The sequence below is a fragment of the Alteripontixanthobacter muriae genome, assembly GCF_013336795.1.
GTDB classification, from domain to species: domain Bacteria; phylum Pseudomonadota; class Alphaproteobacteria; order Sphingomonadales; family Sphingomonadaceae; genus Pseudopontixanthobacter; species Pseudopontixanthobacter muriae.
In genome coordinates, this window is the sequence record NZ_JAAFZT010000012.1 from 42,175 (window position 1) to 60,054 (window position 17,880).

At 61.7% G+C, this 17,880-nt stretch carries 22 protein-coding genes; 9 read left to right on the forward strand and 13 right to left on the reverse strand.

Translation table 11 applies throughout. From position 1 onward, the window contains the following. Window positions 1-4 precede the first annotated feature (4 nt). From G7A66_RS03595 to G7A66_RS03625, 7 genes are all read right to left on the reverse strand, one after another. Window positions 5-529 (reverse strand): hypothetical protein, encoded by a 525-nt coding sequence (locus G7A66_RS03595; RefSeq protein WP_232366631.1) that lies wholly within the window; start codon window positions 527-529, stop codon window positions 5-7. After that, window positions 529-1,467 (reverse strand): 16S rRNA (cytosine(1402)-N(4))-methyltransferase RsmH, encoded by a 939-nt coding sequence (gene rsmH / locus G7A66_RS03600; protein ID WP_174294344.1) that lies wholly within the window; start codon window positions 1,465-1,467, stop codon window positions 529-531. The genes G7A66_RS03595 and rsmH overlap by 1 nt, the downstream gene beginning before the upstream one ends. Beyond that, window positions 1,464-1,958, reverse strand: coding sequence for a division/cell wall cluster transcriptional repressor MraZ (locus G7A66_RS03605; RefSeq protein WP_174294345.1), 495 nt, complete (start codon window positions 1,956-1,958; stop codon window positions 1,464-1,466). Before G7A66_RS03605 ends, rsmH begins: the two co-directional genes overlap by 4 nt. A gap of 346 nt (window positions 1,959-2,304) precedes the next feature. Continuing rightward, window positions 2,305-3,108, reverse strand: coding sequence for a Gldg family protein (locus G7A66_RS03610; RefSeq protein WP_232366620.1), 804 nt, complete (start codon window positions 3,106-3,108; stop codon window positions 2,305-2,307). A gap of 7 nt (window positions 3,109-3,115) precedes the next feature. Then, window positions 3,116-3,490, reverse strand: coding sequence for a hypothetical protein (locus tag G7A66_RS03615; RefSeq protein ID WP_174294347.1), 375 nt, complete (start codon window positions 3,488-3,490; stop codon window positions 3,116-3,118). Between the two features lie 32 nt (window positions 3,491-3,522). After that, complete coding sequence (locus G7A66_RS03620; RefSeq protein WP_174294348.1) at window positions 3,523-4,539, reverse strand: cysteine synthase A; 1,017 nt, start codon at window positions 4,537-4,539, stop codon at window positions 3,523-3,525. A gap of 94 nt (window positions 4,540-4,633) precedes the next feature. Beyond that, the gene (locus G7A66_RS03625; RefSeq protein WP_174294349.1) at window positions 4,634-4,951 is read right to left on the reverse strand and encodes a 2Fe-2S iron-sulfur cluster-binding protein; all 318 of its coding nucleotides are present in this window, start codon (window positions 4,949-4,951) and stop codon (window positions 4,634-4,636) included. A gap of 134 nt (window positions 4,952-5,085) precedes the next feature. On the opposite strand from G7A66_RS03625, the gene G7A66_RS03630 reads away from it, so the two are divergent. Further along, the gene (locus G7A66_RS03630; protein ID WP_174294350.1) at window positions 5,086-5,709 is read left to right on the forward strand and encodes a DNA-3-methyladenine glycosylase family protein; all 624 of its coding nucleotides are present in this window, start codon (window positions 5,086-5,088) and stop codon (window positions 5,707-5,709) included. A gap of 264 nt (window positions 5,710-5,973) precedes the next feature. On the opposite strand, the gene G7A66_RS03635 is transcribed toward G7A66_RS03630, so the two are convergent. Further along, on the reverse strand, window positions 5,974-6,357 hold the full coding sequence (locus G7A66_RS03635) for a hypothetical protein (protein ID WP_174294351.1): 384 nt from the start codon (window positions 6,355-6,357) through the stop codon (window positions 5,974-5,976). A gap of 255 nt (window positions 6,358-6,612) precedes the next feature. On the opposite strand from G7A66_RS03635, the gene G7A66_RS03640 reads away from it, so the two are divergent. Next, window positions 6,613-7,491: an AraC family transcriptional regulator gene (locus tag G7A66_RS03640; protein ID WP_174294352.1), complete on the forward strand. Its 879-nt coding sequence runs from the start codon at window positions 6,613-6,615 to the stop codon at window positions 7,489-7,491. Between the two features lie 330 nt (window positions 7,492-7,821). On the opposite strand, the gene G7A66_RS03645 is transcribed toward G7A66_RS03640, so the two are convergent. Continuing rightward, the gene (locus tag G7A66_RS03645; RefSeq protein WP_174294353.1) at window positions 7,822-8,034 is read right to left on the reverse strand and encodes a helix-turn-helix transcriptional regulator; all 213 of its coding nucleotides are present in this window, start codon (window positions 8,032-8,034) and stop codon (window positions 7,822-7,824) included. Further along, window positions 8,024-8,377, reverse strand: a complete 354-nt coding sequence (locus tag G7A66_RS03650; RefSeq protein WP_174294354.1) for a hypothetical protein — start codon at window positions 8,375-8,377, stop codon at window positions 8,024-8,026. Before G7A66_RS03650 ends, G7A66_RS03645 begins: the two co-directional genes overlap by 11 nt. A 218-nt stretch (window positions 8,378-8,595) precedes the next feature. On the opposite strand from G7A66_RS03650, the gene G7A66_RS03655 reads away from it, so the two are divergent. Together G7A66_RS03655 and G7A66_RS03660 are read left to right on the forward strand one after the other, a co-directional pair. Next, the gene (locus tag G7A66_RS03655) at window positions 8,596-10,602 is read left to right on the forward strand and encodes a S9 family peptidase (protein WP_174294355.1); all 2,007 of its coding nucleotides are present in this window, start codon (window positions 8,596-8,598) and stop codon (window positions 10,600-10,602) included. 71 nt (window positions 10,603-10,673) lie between these two features. Then, the gene (locus tag G7A66_RS03660) at window positions 10,674-11,480 is read left to right on the forward strand and encodes an SDR family oxidoreductase (protein ID WP_174294356.1); all 807 of its coding nucleotides are present in this window, start codon (window positions 10,674-10,676) and stop codon (window positions 11,478-11,480) included. Window positions 11,481-11,484: 4 nt separating this feature from the next. On the opposite strand, the gene G7A66_RS03665 is transcribed toward G7A66_RS03660, so the two are convergent. Continuing rightward, window positions 11,485-11,775: a 4a-hydroxytetrahydrobiopterin dehydratase gene (locus tag G7A66_RS03665; protein ID WP_174294357.1), complete on the reverse strand. Its 291-nt coding sequence runs from the start codon at window positions 11,773-11,775 to the stop codon at window positions 11,485-11,487. 53 nt (window positions 11,776-11,828) lie between these two features. Here G7A66_RS03665 and ccmA point away from each other — a divergent pair, with 53 nt between their 5' ends. Continuing rightward, a complete protein-coding gene (gene ccmA / locus G7A66_RS03670) occupies window positions 11,829-12,470 on the forward strand; it encodes a heme ABC exporter ATP-binding protein CcmA (protein ID WP_174294358.1) in 642 nt (213 codons plus the stop codon). Beyond that, window positions 12,470-13,129, forward strand: coding sequence for a heme exporter protein CcmB (locus tag G7A66_RS03675; protein WP_174294359.1), 660 nt, complete (start codon window positions 12,470-12,472; stop codon window positions 13,127-13,129). Before ccmA ends, G7A66_RS03675 begins: the two co-directional genes overlap by 1 nt. Here the strand turns inward: G7A66_RS03675 and map are convergent. Both map and G7A66_RS03685 read right to left on the reverse strand, forming a co-directional pair. Then, a complete protein-coding gene (gene map, locus G7A66_RS03680) occupies window positions 13,126-13,956 on the reverse strand; it encodes a type I methionyl aminopeptidase (RefSeq protein WP_174294360.1) in 831 nt (276 codons plus the stop codon). The two genes, G7A66_RS03675 and map, sit on opposite strands and share 4 nt — an antisense overlap. Window positions 13,957-14,053: 97 nt before the next feature. After that, window positions 14,054-14,791, reverse strand: coding sequence for a DUF4163 domain-containing protein (locus tag G7A66_RS03685; protein WP_174294361.1), 738 nt, complete (start codon window positions 14,789-14,791; stop codon window positions 14,054-14,056). Between the two features lie 234 nt (window positions 14,792-15,025). Between G7A66_RS03685 and G7A66_RS03690 the strand changes: the two genes are divergently transcribed. The 3 genes from G7A66_RS03690 to argC all read left to right on the forward strand — a co-directional run bounded on the left by G7A66_RS03690 (window position 15,026) and on the right by argC (window position 17,801). Beyond that, window positions 15,026-16,441, forward strand: coding sequence for a leucyl aminopeptidase family protein (locus tag G7A66_RS03690; protein ID WP_174294362.1), 1,416 nt, complete (start codon window positions 15,026-15,028; stop codon window positions 16,439-16,441). A gap of 81 nt (window positions 16,442-16,522) precedes the next feature. Then, window positions 16,523-16,867, forward strand: a complete 345-nt coding sequence (locus tag G7A66_RS03695; protein ID WP_174294363.1) for a hypothetical protein — start codon at window positions 16,523-16,525, stop codon at window positions 16,865-16,867. A gap of 1 nt (window position 16,868) precedes the next feature. Next, window positions 16,869-17,801 carry an N-acetyl-gamma-glutamyl-phosphate reductase gene (gene argC / locus G7A66_RS03700; RefSeq protein ID WP_174294364.1) on the forward strand — a complete coding sequence of 311 codons (933 nt, stop codon included), beginning with the start codon at window positions 16,869-16,871 and terminating at the stop codon, window positions 17,799-17,801. Window positions 17,802-17,880: the final 79 nt, after the last annotated feature.

Genomic DNA, 17,880 nt, shown 5'->3' on the forward strand with positions numbered 1-17,880 from the left:
GATGTCACTGGCCATTCTCCAGAACCGAAGCACCCAGCCCCATGCCGCGGGTGCTGAAGGTTCCGCCGTGCGTCAGGCGTTCGGCCAGCGTGCGGCTTTCATCCCGATCCGCTTGTTCCTGCCCGGCAGGGCGACCCGTCACGGGCGAGACCATCGCGGGCAGGCCTTCGGCCAGCAGCGCCTCGTCATCGGCAGCGCGCGCGACCCGGATCGGATCGGGTGCGCCCACAGCACGCGGACCTGCAAGGGCGGCCAACTCGCGCTCATTATCGACATATTGATCGGCGCGTGGTGCCTCATATCCGAAGTCCACGACGTTCCAGTCGGCAAGCTGCTGCTGGTTTGCCCGTGTCTCGAACTCCGTTTCCAGCAGGATCGTTTCCCGCTGCAAGGCGATGATCTGCCGTTCGGCGAGGCGCACTTCGCTCTTCACCGCATTCACCCGGAAGGTGAGCGCGGCGAAGACAGCCAGGCAGATACCGAGCACGACCGCCCATCCCAGTTGCCGCATCCTGCTGCCCGCGACCATCACGCTGCCATCCTTGCCGCAGCGTCGGTGCGGGTCGCATGGCGCAGGGTGGCGGAACGGGCGCGCGGGTTGCGCTCGATCTCGTCATTTCCGGGACGGATCCCTCGCGAGATATTCGTGAAAACCGCGGGGCCGGTTTCCGCCATGGGCAGATGGCGCGAACCTGCAGAAACTGCTGCTGCATCCTTCAGAAACCGTTTCACGATGCGGTCCTCCAGACTGTGAAAGCTCACGACAGCCAGTTTCCCGCCGCTACGAAGCACCTTCTCCGCTGCGGAAAGGCCGCTGCGCAGCTCATCGAGTTCGGCATTCACGTGGATGCGGACGGCTTGGAACGTGCGCGTCGCAGGGTCTTTCGGCGCGCCTGGGTGATGGCCGAGCGCCTTGCGCACGACCCGCGCCAGATCGCCGGTGGTCTCCAGCGGCCGTGCGGCGACGATAGCGCGAGCGACCCTGCGCGATTGGCGTTCTTCGCCATACAGGTAGAGCACGTCGGCAATTGCGGCATCGTCGGCTTCGTTCAGGAAATCGGCCGCGCTTGGGCCAGCCTGGCTCATCCGCATGTCCAGCGGCCCGTCGACCGAGAATGCGAAGCCGCGCTCCCCCTGGTCGAGTTGCATTGAGGATACGCCGATGTCCATGGCCACGCCGTCGACCTGCTCCACGCCGGCCTCTGCCAGCGTGCCCGCCATTTCGGAAAAGCGACGTGGATGCAATATGAGGCGCGGGTTCTCCCCAGCCGCTTCCGCCCAGTCCTGCCCTGCTGCAATCGCATCGGGATCGCGGTCGAAGGCATGGACGGTCGCACCGGCATCCAGAAAGGCGCGGGTATAGCCGCCAGCGCCGAAAGTGGCGTCGACCACCACTGCACCGGGCTGAATGTCGAGCGCTTCGACCACTTCATCGAGCAACACGGGAATATGCGGGACGGCGCTCATTTGCGCTTCGCCTTCGCATCGGCCAGCAAATTGGCACAGGCAGCCTGCGCCGCTTCCCAACCGGCGCCCATCTTTGCGAGTTCTTCCGGGTTCCAGATGGTAAAGAAGCGACCTGCGCCCTGAAAGTACAATCCGTCTTCTATGCAGCCAAGTGCGGTAAGGTGGTCGGGCATGACGAAGCGGCCGCTGTCATCGAAAGGCACTTCGTTGAAGCCGAAAAGCTGCATGGAGCGCATGTCGCGGTCAAACTCCGTGCCGCGTTCGATTGCGATGGCTTCTTCGCGATCGACCTGCGCGTCGAGTTCTGCACGGCGGGAAAGACCGAACCCGGTCAGGCAATTCCAGCGATCATGCTTGGCAAGGCAGAGCACACGGCCTTCGCTGGATTCCTTGACAGCCTTGCGGAACAGCGGCGGCAGAACGAAGCGGCCTTTATCGCCCTGCGGCGAATAGGCCTGCCCGCTATATCCGTGCTGTAGCGCCGTGGCCACCTTCCCCCATCTCCCCTCAACACGACGATGACTTCCCCGTCCCACCGCGCGCATTCGCAGTGGGCTCGCGCTGCCACCCCAGCACGCATTCCGAGACTCCATGTCCGATAGGAGAATTGTTTAACGCCACCCGCAGGGGGATGGAAGGGGAAAATACGGGAAATCGCGGGATAATACGACATGCGGTTGATTTTATAGGATTTTATTGTATGACCTGCTGATCGGCATGGTTAATGGCCGGAACGCTTTTCAACGATTTTGCTTGGTTTTCAGGAGGTGCGAATGAGTGATCCCGCACCATCCCCGTATTCTGCCCGTGATTTCCCGTAAATTGATGCGAAGCCAGTCAGCGCTGCGGCGATGTTCCAAAGGCCGCATCCAGCAATGCATCAAGAGCCTGCGGAGCATTTTCGGCTCCGTGGTCGCCATCTTCAAGCAAGGCCGCATCGGCTACGATTACGGCCCGCCCCTCGCCGATCACGCATTGCGCTACGAGGCCGCTGGCCATCATGCGGCAATCGGACGGCGCATCGGCACTGGTGGCGACCGGACGGAAACTGCCTTCGAGGTTCACGGGCAGCGGCTGTCCCAGAACGTCCACGCTGCTTTCGCCCAGCGGCTGACTTTCGTCGAAAGTGAGATCCAGACCCCAGCGCTTCAGTATCGGTGAGAGCAGAACGACGTCCTGCGGCCGGCGGCGATCGCCGATGGGATAGATCGAATGACCGGTCAGCCGCGGATCGGCGAACAGCAGAACTTCCCCGCCGTCGCGCACCCATTGGTCGAGGGCGACATTCTCCATGCCCGACAGCGCACGGGGTTGGGCAAGCAGAAGATGGTCCAGCCGCGCAAGAGTCCCTGCGTCCAGCGTATCGACAGGCCTCAGATCATATTGCCGGGCCAGCCATTCCCGCGCCCAGTGCAACGGTATGTCACTGGTAAGCGCACCGGCGAAGCTGGGGCTTTCGGTCCAGTAGATTGGCAGAGTGGTCAGAAGCCCCAGCGCAGGTTGACCAGACTGTCGTTCGGCACTTGCGGCAGCGGCAGCAACCTGATCATCGGCTGGCAACACATCCGGACTACCCGAGCAACCCGCCAACAGCGCAGCGCCGAGGAAAGCATGGAGAGCCGCAGTCCGGCGTCTCCACATCACACAGTCAGGGGCGTTCGGCATCCGGGTCTCCCGGTGTTTCGATCACGATTGGCGCGCCGGTCAAAGGCGATGGCACGGTCGTGGGAGCAGGCGTCGGTCCCGCAGGCATGTCGGGAACAACCCCGGCATCGGCCAGCGGATCGCTTGTCGGCGCGGGCGGGGCGGCGACCGTAGCGACGGCTTCCGGCACCGCCGCCCGGCCCGTTTCCTCGGCCCACTGCGTGATGATGCTGGCGAGGCCAATCAGCAGCAGCATGGCGATCAGGCCAGCCACACCGACCTGCAATCGCTGCATGGCCTGCGCGCGCGTGCCGCCGAGCGGAGCTGCCAGCCGGTCGCCATTTGCCACGGCGATGCCGTTCGTGTTTGCCTTCGCCATCGGCGCATAGGCTACAGAAAGCGGCGCTTCAGTCAATCCGCAGGCCTGAGCCAGTCAAAAACAGGCAATCCCTTGGCGGCTAGCCATTCGGGATTGTAGAGCGAGGACAGGTAGCGAAAGCCGGTGTCGCAAAGGATCGTGGCGACCCGCGCCTCCTCGCCCTTGGTCGCGGCCAGTTCTCTGCCAAGCGCAACGGCACCTGCCACGTTGATGCCGCTCGACAGGCCGAGGCACAGACCTTCTTCCTGCAGCAATCGGGCAACCCACTGGAGACCTTCCTCGTCCGAAATGCGGAACTGCGTGTCGATCGGCGCGCCTTCCAGATTCCCGGTAATGCGGCCCTGCCCTATCCCTTCGGCGACGGACGACCCTTCCGACTGCAATTCGCCATTGGCGTAGTAATTGTACAGCGCCGCGCCATGCGGGTCGGTCAGCGCGATGGTGACGTCTTCGTTTCGGCTTTTCAGTCCCATGCCAACGCCGGCGATTGTACCGCCGGTGCCCGCCGCACAGGTGAAGCCGTCGATGCGGCCTTCCATCTGCTCCCATAATTCCACCGCGGTGCCGTCGATATGCGCCTTGCGATTGGCGGTATTGTCGAACTGGTTGGCCCAGATCGCTCCTTCGGTTTCCTCGGCAAGCCGGCGTGAGGTATGCACGAAATGCCCGGGATTGGCGAAGGGCGCGGCGGGCACGAGCACCAGTTCCGCACCCAGCGCGCGCAGGGTGTCCATCTTCTCACGGCTTTGCGTTTCGGGCATTACGATGATCGTGCGATACCCCAAAGCATTCGCCACCAGAGCGAGGCCGATGCCGGTGTTTCCTGCGGTTCCTTCGACGATGGTGCCGCCGGGCTTCAACTCGCCGCGCTCCTCTGCCTCGCGCACGATATATAGCGCCGCGCGGTCCTTCACGGACGCGCCGGGGTTGGTGAATTCGCACTTGCCGTAGATCTCGCAACCCGCAGCCTCGCTGGGGCCTTGCAGCAACACCAGCGGCGTATTGCCGATCAATTCGAGCGTATCCTTGCGCGGAGAAGTAAGCATCATGGCGCGAGAGGTAGGGGCAGCCGGGCAGCTTCGCAATGCAATTGCACTTCTGCTGCGCCTATCAAGGCTTGCAGCCCCAATCCGCTGCTTTTGATCAATCCTCGGGTGCGATGGTTACCTTCAACCCGTCAAGATCCGATGTAAATTCAATCTGGCAAGAGAGCCGGGAATTCTCGGTGCGGTGATCGCTGGATTCCAGCAGATCATCTTCATCCTCGCTGATCGGAGGCAGCTTGCCCATGAATTCGGGATCGACATGAACGTGGCAGGTCGCGCAGGAACAGCAGCCACCGCAAAGGGCCAGCAATTCATCGAACCCGTTGTCGCGGATCGCTTCCATGACCGTCAGGCCGTCCTGCGCCTCGATGCTGGATTCCACGCCTTCACGGTTGACGACATTCAATGTGGGCATGATGAGCCTTGATCCCCGAATTTCAGCGGCCCGTCAGGACGTGCGGGCCATTCGGGGCAAGCTGCTAGGACAGGCGACCCGTTTTGGCAAGGTGGGCTCGGCGATGCTGGGGGCAGGCGTATGGGAGATTTGAAATGGGGCTGAGCGCCGAACGACTGAAGGCCGGTCTGGACGCCATCGCAGATAAGGAACCTGCGATGGCGCGCGCGCTCGCACTCGCCGGATACCCGCAGCCGCGCATCAGCTCTCCGGGGTATCGCACCCTGCTGCGCACGATTGTCGGGCAGCAGGTGTCGGTCGCGGCGGCGGCATCGGTCTGGGGCAAGCTGGAGCTTGAACTTGGGGCCGAGATGAAGCCGGATGACCTGCTGGCGCGCGACTATGATGCCCTCCGCGCCTGCGGCCTCTCGCGGCAGAAACAGGGCTATGCCCGGTCGCTGTGCGAATTGCTTGCACGGGGCGAACTGGACCTCGAACACCTGCCCGCCGACGACGAAGTGGCCATCGCAGAACTCACCCGCATTAAGGGTATCGGACGCTGGTCAGCCGAGATCTACCTGCTATTCGCCGAGGGGCGCGAGGATATCTGGCCCGCCGGAGACTTGGCGGTGATGGCGGGGATCGGCAAGATACTCGGCCTGCCGGAGCGCCCGAACGAAAGGCAGACGCGCGCACTCGCCGAAGACTGGCGTCCGTTCCGCGGCTCGGCGGCGATCTTCACCTGGCACTACTACTCGCTAGGTTGTGTACCTGTCTGATCGGCCTCACCGCGTTCCCTTGAAGCTGGTGGATTAAGCTGCCTGTCCGCTTCCGACCCTATTGTGTTGAAAAACTCGGCCGCCGGCGCTCAGGTCCGAATTTTCGGCAACAATGATTCAACGAAGCTCAGTCCTGTTAATCAATAATGCGCTCAGGATGCTACCCACGTTCCAAAGTTACCGGCGAAAAGTGGCTGCGGAGTTTTTCAACACAATAGACCCAAAAGCGGACAATGTGGCTTTCGTTCGATCCTAATAAACCGCCTAGCGACTTTTCCGGATAAGCTCAGCGATCATCGGCTTGGTGAACTGGCTAACGGGGTCGTCGGACTTGTCTGCTCTTCGATAATATTCCCCAGCATCGAATGCATCGAAAATTTCATAGAACGTGTTGGGAAATGGTTCGCTCAAATGGTCGCCCATCCAGCCGGTTAGAATCACCCATAATTCATTCACTACTTCATCACAGAAGGCGTAAGAACGTTCGCCCGCATGGAACCGCTTAGCAAGCTCAAAGCCAAAACTATCGAGGAAATTGGATGCCGTTTGACCGCGCTCGGTGGCCCACATAAGAACTTCATCCTCGGTAATTTCTACCGCGCCATCAGTGTCTATTTTTCCTGCAATCGTATCGAATATCTCGTCCATTGTGCTGGTAATGGCATCAAAAGCAGAACGACTGCAATCCACCCCAATAACAGACATCCGCTCGCCTTCAGCAGTTCGCCACAAGCAGACTGGCTGCTTTCTTCATTCTGTGCCAAAAGCTGCCCGTCGGTTAACGACGCCATTGCCGCCGTAGCGCAAACATTCGAGAGCTCTGTGAACGGTCTTCGCGAAAATGCGCAAGATCGGAAACGACCGGAAGATGTGGGCAGCATAATAGGGCGCAAGGAGACCGGTATGAAACCTAACCAGAGATCATGTTACGCCAATCGTATCGAACGTGCGATTACCTTGATGCAGCAAAGGCTTGCCAACGGCGACGCACCAACGATTGACCAGTTGGCAGCGGCGGCAGCGCTCTCGAGCTACCACTTTCACCGTGTCTTTCGGGTCATGACCGGCGAAACTATCGGCGCAGCCCTCACGCGAGCGCGCCTCGGCGGAAGCCTGCCGATGCTCGACGATAGCATCATGGCAGCAACGGAGCGTGCCGGGTATTCAACGAGCCAAGCCCATGCGCGTGCTTTGAAAGAGCGGGCGAACGTAACCCCGTCGTTACTGAAGAATGACGTCGATCAACGCAGCAAGGTGGCAGCCGAACTGTCACGACCCGCAGTCGAGCGGAGTGAAACAATGCCAGCTCTCGAAATAGCGATCGAATCGCTAATGCCGCTTCGCCTCGCAGTCCTCCGCAACATCGGCGATTACAACGAACTCAACCACGGCTTTAACCTCCTTTTCGAGCGATTAATGGAGCACATGTCTCCCGATAATATCTCGGGACTTTATGGTATACCATACGACGATCCCCGCGAGGTGGCAGCGCAAAACTGCCGTTTCGATTGCGCTGTCACGACGTTGGAGAGTGCAACAATCGGGAAGGGTGTCCACCAAACCCTGATTGCGGGAGGGCTTGCGCTACGCATGTCGCACGTGGGCGATTATGATGAGATTCATCCAGCCATCGACGACCTTTATCGAGAAGCGGTCTTGGCCGAACTCTCAATTGCTAACGAGCCGTTGCTCATTCATTTTCTCGACGACCCCGAAGAAGTGCCGGTCGATCGGTTGCGGGCATATGTTTATCTTCCGCTCACCCCAGCAGCGTCTGCTTAATCAAACGACGTTCTAAAAACGGACGTTTCGGAATCCCACCCAAAATCGGCCGTTCGTCTATGAATTAGCAATTCCCGAAAGCCGACGTTCGATTTACGGATAGGCGCCGGGTTGTTGCAGTAGTAGCCAAAGATACCAGCTTGCTAAACCACTGAAAAGATGCACTTTCATCCGTTTGACGCGGTGATGTTCACCCTGCATGTTTACAACACATCTGCGCTCTAAGCTGGAGAGCATAATCAGCTCTCCGGCTTTCTCCTGCAGGTCATGGCCGGTCAGCTAACGATTCCACTACCCACTTGATCGGTCACATGGACCCGCGCATTCGTTCTATCCCTCCGGCAGGGAAAAGAGTGTTTCGAAGGGTGTTTGAAGCGCGCGGGAAATCTTGAGAGCGAGGACGGTCGATGGAACGAAGACACCGTTTTCGACAGAATTGATGGTCTTGCGGGTCACGTTCACGGAATCTGCGAGCTGCGCCTGGGTGAGCCCAGCTCTCCCGCGATGAAGTTTCATGGAGTTGTTCAGCCGCTCACTCTCCATCAGGCAGCGCCCGTTCCATGACGGCGAAACGAATGACCGGAGCCGAAACGCCGACAATCAGAACCGCGCGCAGCAAGTCATCGGCGGGCGCGGTGGTATTGCTCGCGGCGAAGAGGGCAAGGATGGCGCAAACGATGAAAATCCAGTATCCCCAGTTGAATGCGGTGCGACGATTTCGGCGGGTAAGCTCGTCTTCTACCGTCGTTCTCTCGCGGGTGAAGGCCGGAGCGAGCAACGCGACCAAGGTGACGGTCCACAAGGTGACGGCTGATGCGCTCAAAAAGGAATGGATGCTTTCCACCAGCGCATCTTGCACCAATTGGATCTCCATCATCTGCCACACGGCGAAAGCGATTCCGTTCGACAAAAGAAAACCTGCCCGGCCCCTCGAGATTTGGTCGACTGTCAACATGATACCCTCCCTGCAACGCATCTGAATGAGTAGTAAAGGTTACTTTAGGAGTAGTCAACTACTCTTGATATCCCTCATTGCTTCCCGTTTTCTTGCCACTCCCCGCGCCGAACCTTGCAAGTGTTGTCTCTGCACCCAAAAAGGAGTGCATGACAGCATCAGCACAAAGCACCGCCCCCGCCCACAACCCTGATCTGGCGAAGGTGCCGCTGATCCCCCGCAACGCCTTGTTCGGGAATCCGACCAGAGCGGCGGGCAAGATCAGCCCTGATGGCGAATGGCTCAGCTGGCTGGCACCGAAGGACGGTGTTCTGAATGTCTGGATGGCGCCCTTCTCCAATCCTGACGACGCCCGGGTGATGACCAAGGCGACCGACCGCCCAATCCGGCAGTATTTCTGGGCACCCGATTCGCGCAGCCTGCTCTACATCCAGGACAAGGGCGGCGACGAGAATTTCCTGCTTTATGGCGTCGACATCGCCAGCGGCGAGGAGCGAACCTTAACTCCCTTCGACAATACGCGGGTGCAGATTGCCGGTGCTTCGGAAACCATCCGCGACCGCATTCTGGTCGGGCTGAACAACCGCGATGCGCAATATCACGATATCTGGATGCTCGATCTGAACTCGGGCGAGTTGACGGAGGTATTGCGCAACGAAGGTTACGCCGGCTTCCTCGCGGACGACAGCCTCGTCATCCGCATGGCCATCAAGCCGAACGAAGCCGGAGGAATGGATTACTTCGCGGTTGAAGACGGCACCGTGGCGGAGGAGCCCACGGAAAGCACGACACTTGCCGACAGCCTGACGACCAGCCCGGCAGGCTACACCACGGACGGACAGACCTTGTACTGGATCGACAGCCGGGGCCGGAACACCGCGGCGCTGATCGCCGAAAATACGAAGTCCGGCGAACGGCGGGTGATCGCGGAAGACGACCGTGCAGACATCGGCAGCGCGATGCAGCATCAACAGACGGGCGAGGTGCAGGCCTATTCCGTCAATTACCTGCGGAACGAATGGACCGCTCTCGATCCGGAAATCGGCAAGTCGCTCGATTTCCTGCGGGACAATCTGAAAGGCGCTTTCGGCGTCCAGTCGAGGACTCGCGACGATACCAGATGGATCGTCGCCAACGACCCGCTGACGGAGCCGGCGCAGAGCTGGATCTACGACCGCGAAGCCGGATCGCTGACGCCGTTCTATACTGCGCGGCCCGAGTTGGAAGGAGCGCCGCTCCAGCCGATGCAGGCATTCGAAATTACGGCGCGTGACGGTCTGACCCTGCCCAGCTATCTTACGCTGCCCGCCATCTCTGCTCCCGATGCCGAGGGGAAGCCGACGAAAGCCGTACCCATGGTCCTGCTGGTGCATGGCGGGCCGTGGGCGCGCGATGCCTACGGCTTCAACGGGATGCATCAATGGCTCGCCAATCGTGGCTATGCGGTTCTGAGCGTGAACTTTCGCGGCTCCACCGGTTTCGGCAAGGACTTCATCTCGGCCGGCGACCTCCAGTGGGGCAAGGCCATGCATGACGATTTGCTCGATGCAGTCGAGTGGGCGGTGGAGCGGGGGGTGACCGAAAGCGACAAGGTCGCGATCATGGGCGGATCCTACGGCGGCTATGCGACGCTTGCGGGGCTCGCCTTCACGCCCGAAGTCTTCGCCTGCGGGGTGGATATCGTCGGACCTTCCAATTTGCAGACGCTGCTGGAAACAATTCCTCCCTATTGGGTGCCGATGATCCGGCAGTTCCACGACCGGATGGGCGATCCGAACACGGAAGACGGCCTCGCCTTGCTGAAGGAGCGCAGCCCGCTCCACAGTGCCGAGCGCATCGTGCGGCCGCTGCTGATCGCGCAAGGGGCGAATGATCCCCGCGTCAACCAGGCCGAAAGCGACCAGATCGTCGACGCCATGCGGACACGCGACATTCCCGTGACATACGTGCTTTACCCCGACGAAGGGCATGGTTTTGCCAAGCCTGCCAACAACATCGCCTTCAATGCCATCGCAGAGAATTTCCTCGCGCAGTTCCTCGGCGGCAGAGCCGAGGAAATCGGCGGTACGCTGCACGATGCCACGGCGGAAATCGTGACGGGAGCCGAATTCGTCGAAGGGTTGGAAGCAGCGCAGATCAGGAATGAGGATGCCTAGAGTGCTAGGCTGCTGACAAAGGCTCGACCGCTGGCTATTACCTGCGCAAAGAACAGGGCAGGAGAGAGACTTTGGGTGAGCGCAAGGCGATTTTCATTACCGGCGGCGGCTCTGGCATCGGTCAGGCTATCGCAGCCTATTTTGGCGGGCGCGGTTGGTTCGTCGGGCTTGGCGATATCGATGCGGACGGCATGCGCAAGACCGAGGCGATGCTGCCCGGAGGCTATTCCTACAGCCACGAATTCGACGTTCGCGACCGCGATGCCTGGGACCGGGCGCTATCCTCCTTCAACACCGCCGCCGGCGGGCGGATCGATGTTCTTGTCAACAATGCGGGCATTCCGCTGGGCGGATCGCTGACGGAGAACTCGGTCGAGGAGATCGAGCGCTGCCTCGACATCAATCTGAAGGGCGTGCTGTTCGGCGCGCAGGCTGTCTATCCTTACCTGCAGAAGAGCGCACCGGAATCCTGCCTGCTGAACACCGCCAGCGCGGCCGGTATCTACGGCACCAGCGGCGCATCGGTCTATTCCGCGACCAAGTTCGGGGTTCGCGCCGTGACGGAGGCGCTGGATGCGGAATGGAGCGAGGACAACATCAGGGTGCGCTCCATCATGCCGGCCTTCATCGACACGCCGCTGCTGGAACATGCGCCCAATCAGCGCAGCAACGAGAACATCCGTCAGCGCGTGACCGACGCCGGGCTGGAGATCACGCCCGTCCTGCAGGTGGCGCAGGCGGCCTGGGACGCAGTTCATGGCGAAAGGCTGCACACTACGGTCGGCAAGACGGCGAAGGCCCTCGCCTTCGGCACGCGGTGGATGCCCGGCAGAGTGCGGAAACGCGCGCGCGATGCAGCGCAGCCGCTCGGCCGCTGAGGGATCAAAGCAAAGCGTCGATCGCCTTGGCCATCGTCAGGTCGCGCTGGGTCAGCCCGTCAGCGTCATGGGTGGTCAGCGCGATTGTCACGCGGTTGTAAACGTTGGACCATTCGGGGTGGTGATCCTGCGAATCGGCCAGCAGGGCCACACGGGTCATGAAACCGAAGGCCTCGCTGAAATCGGCGAAGGTGAACTGCCGCTCGATGGCTTTCCCGCTGCGGACTTCGGACCATTCGGGCAAATCATTCAGCGCGGCTGCGCGTTCTGCGTCATTCAGTCTGGCCAGGGTCATGAGGCGTCTCCTTCGCTTGTTCGCTGGCGGCCTTTCGCCTAACGCACACCCTCATGCAAGATGCAGCAAGTCAGGGGGCAGCGGAGGCCGGCGTGCAGGCTGCACTTGTCGCGCGCGATCTGTATTGCCGACGTGGCGAGCGTCCGCTCTTCGGCGGGCTAAACATCACGCTCGAGGCTGGTGAAGCGCTGCATCTGGTCGGTCCGAACGGCATCGGCAAGACCAGTCTGTTGCAGATGCTTGCGGGGCTGCGGAAGCCTGCAAGGCATGGCAGCTTCAATGCAGCAGGGCCGCCGGGTGATGTCCTCTGGCAAGGAATCGTCAGCTATCTGGAGGACCGCACGGCGCTGGACGCGGAGCTGCCGCTGGCCGACGCGCTCGCCTTCTGGGCTAGGCTGGACGGACGTCCGGTCCGGTTGGAACCATACGGGCTGGCGGATTTGGCCGATGTTCCCGTGCGTTATCTCTCGACCGGGCAACGCCGCCGCGCAGGTTTCGCCCGCCTCTCCTTGCAGCGCGCCGACCACTGGCTGCTGGACGAGCCGCTGAACGGGCTCGACACCCAGGGCTGCGGCATGGTGGAATCGCTGATTGCCGAAAAGCGCGAGGCGGGCGGTATCGTTATCGTCGCGTCGCATCAGCCGATCGCGGTGCCCGGCCTCCGCACCCTTGATCTGCGCGATCATCCCTGGTGATGCGTGTCTTCGCCACCCTGCTACGCCGCGATCTGGCGATGCTCCTGCCGGGCGGACGACGCGGACAAAGCCTACTGCCGTTCCTGTTCTTTCTGGCAATCGCGATGCTCTACCCTTTCGCCGTGGGACCGGATGCCGACCTTCTGAGGCGCACCGGCGGCGGCGTCATCTGGGTTGCAGCCCTCCTCGCATCCATCCTGCCGCTGGACCGGCTCGTGGCACCCGATATCGAGCAGGGTGTCTTCGATCAGCTGGCCATACGCGGTATTGCCGACGAAGCGGCCATAGCCATTCGCGTGCTTGCGCATTGGCTGAGTTTCGCCCCGCTGCTGATGGTGGCAGCCCTCCCCGCATCGGTGCTGCTCAATCTGGATGGCTCTACCTTGAGCATCGTCGTTCTGGGTTTGCTGGCCGGAACGCCTGGCCTTGCCGCAATCGGAGTTACCATCGCTGCACTTACGGCCGGACTTCGCGGCGGCACCGCACTGGCAGGACTGCTTCTGGTGCCGCTGGCGACGCCAATCCTGATCTTTGGCGCCGGCAGCCTTGCACGACCCGATGACGGAGGCATTTTGCTCGCCGCCGCGATCAGCCTCGTGGCGCTCGCCATTGCGCCATTCGCTGGCGGTGCCGCCATCCGGGCGGCGCGGGACAGCTAGACCGCGTAAGGCGGTTTGTGCAGGCCGGTCGGGCTGAGCGTGAATATCTCGTTGCCCGTTTCGGTAATTCCGATCGAATGTTCGAACTGCGCCGACAGCGACTTGTCGCGAGTAACCGCCGTCCAGCCATCGTTGAGCAGCTTCACCCAGGCCTTGCCCGCGTTGATCATGGGTTCGATGGTCATGAACATGCCGGGCTTCAATTCCGGACCCGTTCCCGCCTTCGCCGCATGCACGACTTCGGGCGCGTCATGGAACAGGCGACCGAGGCCATGGCCGCAGAATTCGCGAACCACGCCGTAACGGTATTGCCGGGCATGCGCCTCGATCGCCGCACCGATATCGCCCAGCCGCGCACCGGGCTGTGCAGCCTCGATCCCCAGCATCAGGCATTCATGTGTCACGTCCACCAGCCGACGAGCTTTCAGCGATACGTCGCCCACCATGTACATCCGGCTGGTGTCGCCGTGCCAGCCGTCCAGCAGCGGGGTGACGTCGACATTGACGATGTCGCCTTCCTTCAGGATTTTTTCAGAGGGAATGCCGTGGCAGACGACATGGTTGATCGAGATGCAGCAGCTATGCTCGTAGCCGCGATAGCCCATCGTTGCCGGAACTGCGCCATTGTCCAACGTCATTTCACGGACCCTGTCGTCGATGGCGGCTGTGGTGATGCCCGGTTCGACCATGCGAGCCACCTCGTCGAGGATCTCTGCGGCCAATGCCCCGGCCCGGCGCATTCCTGCGAATCCGGCTTCGGTGTGCAGCTTGATCGTGCCGTCGCGAATGACGGTCTCGTTGCCGTCGATGGTCTGATATTGAGTCATGCCTGCAGATGTAGCGTTACCCTGAAGAAATTGCGAGGGGTGCCACCGCGGCTTCTTCCCGTCGGTCAGCGCAGGGCCCGGTCAGCGCAGGGCCCGGTCAGCGCAAGGCGAACGCTTCGTGATATTCCGGATTGACCGCGCTCAGAACCGCTTCGCTGACCGGTACGTCAATCTCGTAGGCGCCTTCGGCCCAAGGGCCCGCCACGTAAGGTCCGGCAAGCAGGCCGAGCCGGTTGAACTTGCGCCCGTTCGAAGAGCCGAGAAGAATCGTCAGATCTTTCAGCGGCGGACATTGCTTGAAATCATCGGCGATATCGGCGGCATCGGTGCCATCGCGGCGTTCTGCGCGTTCCGCCTGCAGCTTCGTGCAGAATGGCTCCCTGACCGCGTTCTCCAGCGCGGTCATGTCGCTGAAGAATGCTCGCGGTTTCAAGGCAGCCCGGCTCTCCCGATCCCAGACGAGCGAATTGAACCCGTAGTTGCCGTGAGCACCGCCCGTATAGCTGGACCGGCGAGCCGAAAGAGAGAGATATCGCGGCAGATCGGCCACCACCTCCCACTCCACGCGCAGCAGATAGCGGTTGTAGGGGAAGCCGCTGTCCCGCGCACCGTCGCGCCCCCTGGTCGCACTTTCCTGGAGCAATTCGAGGCTGTTCTGACGCCGCCGGTCGAGCAATGCGCGAAGGCCCGGCTCGTCGCCTGCGGCTTCCGGCCAGGAATATTCAAATTCGTAGAGATCGTTCGTTTCGGCAACCGAGAAGGCACCGCCCCCTGCAGTGGCCTCGCTTGCCGCCGCTGTGGCGCTCGCGCTTGCCTGCGTGCTGTCATCGGCCAAAGCCGTCGCTTCCGCCCGCGGTACGGCTGCGGCGCTATCTTCTTGGCCAGTGCCGACTGCATCATCCCCGGTCGCTCCGGGCGAACAGGCGCAGAGCCCGCATGCGGCTACTAACCCGATTGCCGGTTTCGCAACAGACTCGAGCCGCATCTACTTTATCTCTCGCAGCATGATTCTCATATGCGCCAGCGCCTGAAAGCTGACAAGTCACCTGACCTGTGCCATGACGCAAATATGACTGTTCAAACCGATTTGATAGAGGCCGATCGCGGCCAGAATGCAATTTCTCTCCACATTGTCGACAAGAACACTTTCGATGGATGGCGCAAGAGCCTTAACGAAGGGCAGCAGGCAGTGCTCGACGCTCAGAAGTTCGATGGCAGTGGCTACCAAACAGCGATCGTCCCGTTCGGGGCCGAAAAGCCGGCTGGCTGGTTTGCCGTGGGCGGCGTGGCCGATGTCGGCAATCTGTCGAGCTGGTGCCTTGCGAAACTGGCTGAAATTCTTCCGGAAGGCACTTACCGCCTTACCGGCCATGAGCCCGGTCCTGCCCTGCATGGCTGGCAAGTGGCGCAATATCGCTTCGATCGTTACCTCAGCAAGCCCGGTGAGACCGGCCCGCGCATCCTGCTGACGAAGAATGCAAGAGACATTCCGTCCGCGCAGGCTGAAGCCCGTGCGGTGAACAAGGTGCGCGATCTGGTGAATACGCCGGCCGAAGACATGGGGCCGGCAGCGCTGGAAGCCGAAGCCGAACGCCTGGCAAAGCTGCACGATGCGGAACTGACCGTGACGCGCGGCGATGCGCTGGAGCGCGATTACCCGATGGTTCACGCAGTGGGCCGGGCCGCGGCGCGCGAACATGCGCCGCGCCTGATCAGGCTGGAATGGGGCCGCAAGGACGCGCCCCGGCTCGCAGTTGTCGGCAAAGGAGTCTGCTTCGATTCGGGCGGGCTCGACGTGAAAAGCGCCAGCGGCATGAAGCTGATGAAGAAGGACATGGGCGGCTCGGCGCACGCTCTGGCGCTGGCTGGACTGATTATGGAAGCGGGGCTGGACGTGCGGCTGCACCTGCTGGTGCCCGCTGTGGAAAATGCAATCGCGGGCAACGCCTTCCGCCCGGGCGACGTGCTGAAATCCCGCAAGGGGCTGACGGTCGAAATCGGCAACACCGACGCGGAAGGCCGGTTGATTCTGGCCGATGCGCTGACCCGGGCGAGTGAGGATGACCCTGAACTGATAATCGATTTCGCGACGCTGACCGGCGCGGCGCGGGTGGCGCTCGGACCCGATCTGCCCGCCCTGATGACGCGGCGCGACGATACGGCGCAGGCATTGCTCGACGCCGGCAAGGCGCATGACGATGAATGCTGGCGCCTGCCTTTGCCCGCGCAATATGCGGAATTCCTCAGTTCCGATATCGCCGATACGAACAATGCACATGGCAATTCTTTCGCCGGAGCCAGCGTGGCCGGTCTGTTCCTCGACAAATTCGTGGGCGACAATAGCGACGGATCGCCCATTGACTGGGCGCATTTCGACACGTTCGCATGGCAGCCGGTGGCAAAGCCCGGCAGGCCCAAGGGCGGCGCGGCACTTGGTCTTCGGGCGGCATTTCACATGCTGAAGGCGCGGTATCCGGCTGCGTGAATCGCGATTGCCGCAAGTTTGCAACCGGCGCAGTCAGCGGCTAGATGGCCCGCTGTAATCAACAAGGGCTTGAACGAGACCGTGAGCGAAGCGTGCCAATATGATCTCCCGCGCGGCACTGTGACACTGGCCGGTCCGGTCGACAAACCGGAACCGGGCACCCTGCCCCTGCGCGGTGACATGGCGCATATCGCGCTGGCCGACCGTTTTCTGGTTACGCATTACGTGCAGCCGCAGAAGCGTAGCATCGGGGTTGACGGCGCGACATTGCGCTTCGCACCTGCCGCCGATGCTGCGGCGGTCGCCCAAATGGAAAGCGGATCGACCTTCGAAGCACTCGATTTCGCCGGTGGCTGGTGCTGGGGATGCTGCGGTCCTGCAGGGCCTACGGGGTATGTCGAGATCGGCAGCCTGGCCGGCAATTGAAATGGCAGCGCGGATTTTCATCGATGGGGCTGCAGGCACCACCGGGCTGGAGATTCACCAGCGCCTGTCGGGCCGGGAGGATGTCGAACTTCACCGCCTGCCCGACGAACTTCGCAAGGATGGGGACGCTCGCCGCGATGCGCTGAACACTTGCGACATCGCGATCCTGTGCCTGCCCGACGACGCGGCGCGCGAGGCGGTCGGCATGATCGATAGCGATTCGACCCGCGTCATCGATGCCTCCAGCGCACATCGTGTGGCGGATGGCTGGACTTACGGCTTTCCGGAAATCTATGGCCGCAATGCGATCCGGAAAGCGCGCTTCGTCAGCAATCCCGGCTGCTATCCCACGGGATTTCTCGCCCTCGTCGCTCCTCTGGTGCGCGAAGGATTGCTACCGGCGGACTGGCCTTACAGCGTGCATGCGGTGTCGGGCTATTCAGGTGGCGGGAACGCGCTGATCGATCGGTTCGAAACTGAAGGCGATCTGGCATGGCGCGGCTATGGTTATGCCATGGGGCACAAGCATCTGGCAGAAATGCAGATCCATGCCGGACTCGCCCACCCGCCCCTGTTCGCACCTGCAGTCGTGGACGCGATGCGGGGCATGGTGGTCGAGGTTCCGCTATCCTTACGCGCCATGCCGCGTGCGGCGACAGCGCCGGAACTGCGAAACGCACTGGCAGCGCACTATCGCAATTCATCCATCATCAGCGTCAGCACGGGCAAGATGCCGCAGGAACTGCTGCTGCAACGCGGCGCGGCGCCCTGGGATGGCATGGAATTGTTCGTCTTCGCCGACATGGAGACAGACCAGGTACGCCTTGTCGCCCGGCTGGATAATCTCGGCAAGGGAGCGAGCGGCGCTGCCGTCCAGTCGTTGAACCTGATGCTCGGGCGCGAAGAGACGAGCGGGCTTGAACTTTCTGCCTAAAAAAGTTGCAGCTTGTGGGCACAATTCGCGCAATCGGGCGCTGAACATCTGCAGGCAGCGCGACAGCCTGGTGCGAAAC

Coding starts and splice junctions, on each gene's coding strand:
- G7A66_RS03640 (WP_174294352.1), top strand. CDS start 6,613: ATGAAACCTAACCAGAGATCATGTTACGCCAATCGTATCGAACGTGCG.
- G7A66_RS03595 (WP_232366631.1), bottom strand. CDS start 529: ATGGTCGCGGGCAGCAGGATGCGGCAACTGGGATGGGCGGTCGTGCTC.
- G7A66_RS03655 (WP_174294355.1), top strand. CDS start 8,596: ATGACAGCATCAGCACAAAGCACCGCCCCCGCCCACAACCCTGATCTG.
- G7A66_RS03635 (WP_174294351.1), bottom strand. CDS start 6,357: ATGGACGAGATATTCGATACGATTGCAGGAAAAATAGACACTGATGGC.
- argC (WP_174294364.1), top strand. CDS start 16,869: ATGGCAGCGCGGATTTTCATCGATGGGGCTGCAGGCACCACCGGGCTG.
- G7A66_RS03615 (WP_174294347.1), bottom strand. CDS start 3,490: ATGGCGAAGGCAAACACGAACGGCATCGCCGTGGCAAATGGCGACCGG.
- G7A66_RS03665 (WP_174294357.1), bottom strand. CDS start 11,775: ATGACCCTGGCCAGACTGAATGACGCAGAACGCGCAGCCGCGCTGAAT.
- G7A66_RS03610 (WP_232366620.1), bottom strand. CDS start 3,108: ATGTGGAGACGCCGGACTGCGGCTCTCCATGCTTTCCTCGGCGCTGCG.
- G7A66_RS03690 (WP_174294362.1), top strand. CDS start 15,026: ATGACTGTTCAAACCGATTTGATAGAGGCCGATCGCGGCCAGAATGCA.
- ccmA (WP_174294358.1), top strand. CDS start 11,829: ATGCAAGATGCAGCAAGTCAGGGGGCAGCGGAGGCCGGCGTGCAGGCT.
- G7A66_RS03675 (WP_174294359.1), top strand. CDS start 12,470: ATGCGTGTCTTCGCCACCCTGCTACGCCGCGATCTGGCGATGCTCCTG.
- G7A66_RS03630 (WP_174294350.1), top strand. CDS start 5,086: ATGGGGCTGAGCGCCGAACGACTGAAGGCCGGTCTGGACGCCATCGCA.
- rsmH (WP_174294344.1), bottom strand. CDS start 1,467: ATGAGCGCCGTCCCGCATATTCCCGTGTTGCTCGATGAAGTGGTCGAA.
- G7A66_RS03625 (WP_174294349.1), bottom strand. CDS start 4,951: ATGCCCACATTGAATGTCGTCAACCGTGAAGGCGTGGAATCCAGCATC.
- G7A66_RS03620 (WP_174294348.1), bottom strand. CDS start 4,539: ATGATGCTTACTTCTCCGCGCAAGGATACGCTCGAATTGATCGGCAAT.
- map (WP_174294360.1), bottom strand. CDS start 13,956: ATGACTCAATATCAGACCATCGACGGCAACGAGACCGTCATTCGCGAC.
- G7A66_RS03645 (WP_174294353.1), bottom strand. CDS start 8,034: ATGGAGAGTGAGCGGCTGAACAACTCCATGAAACTTCATCGCGGGAGA.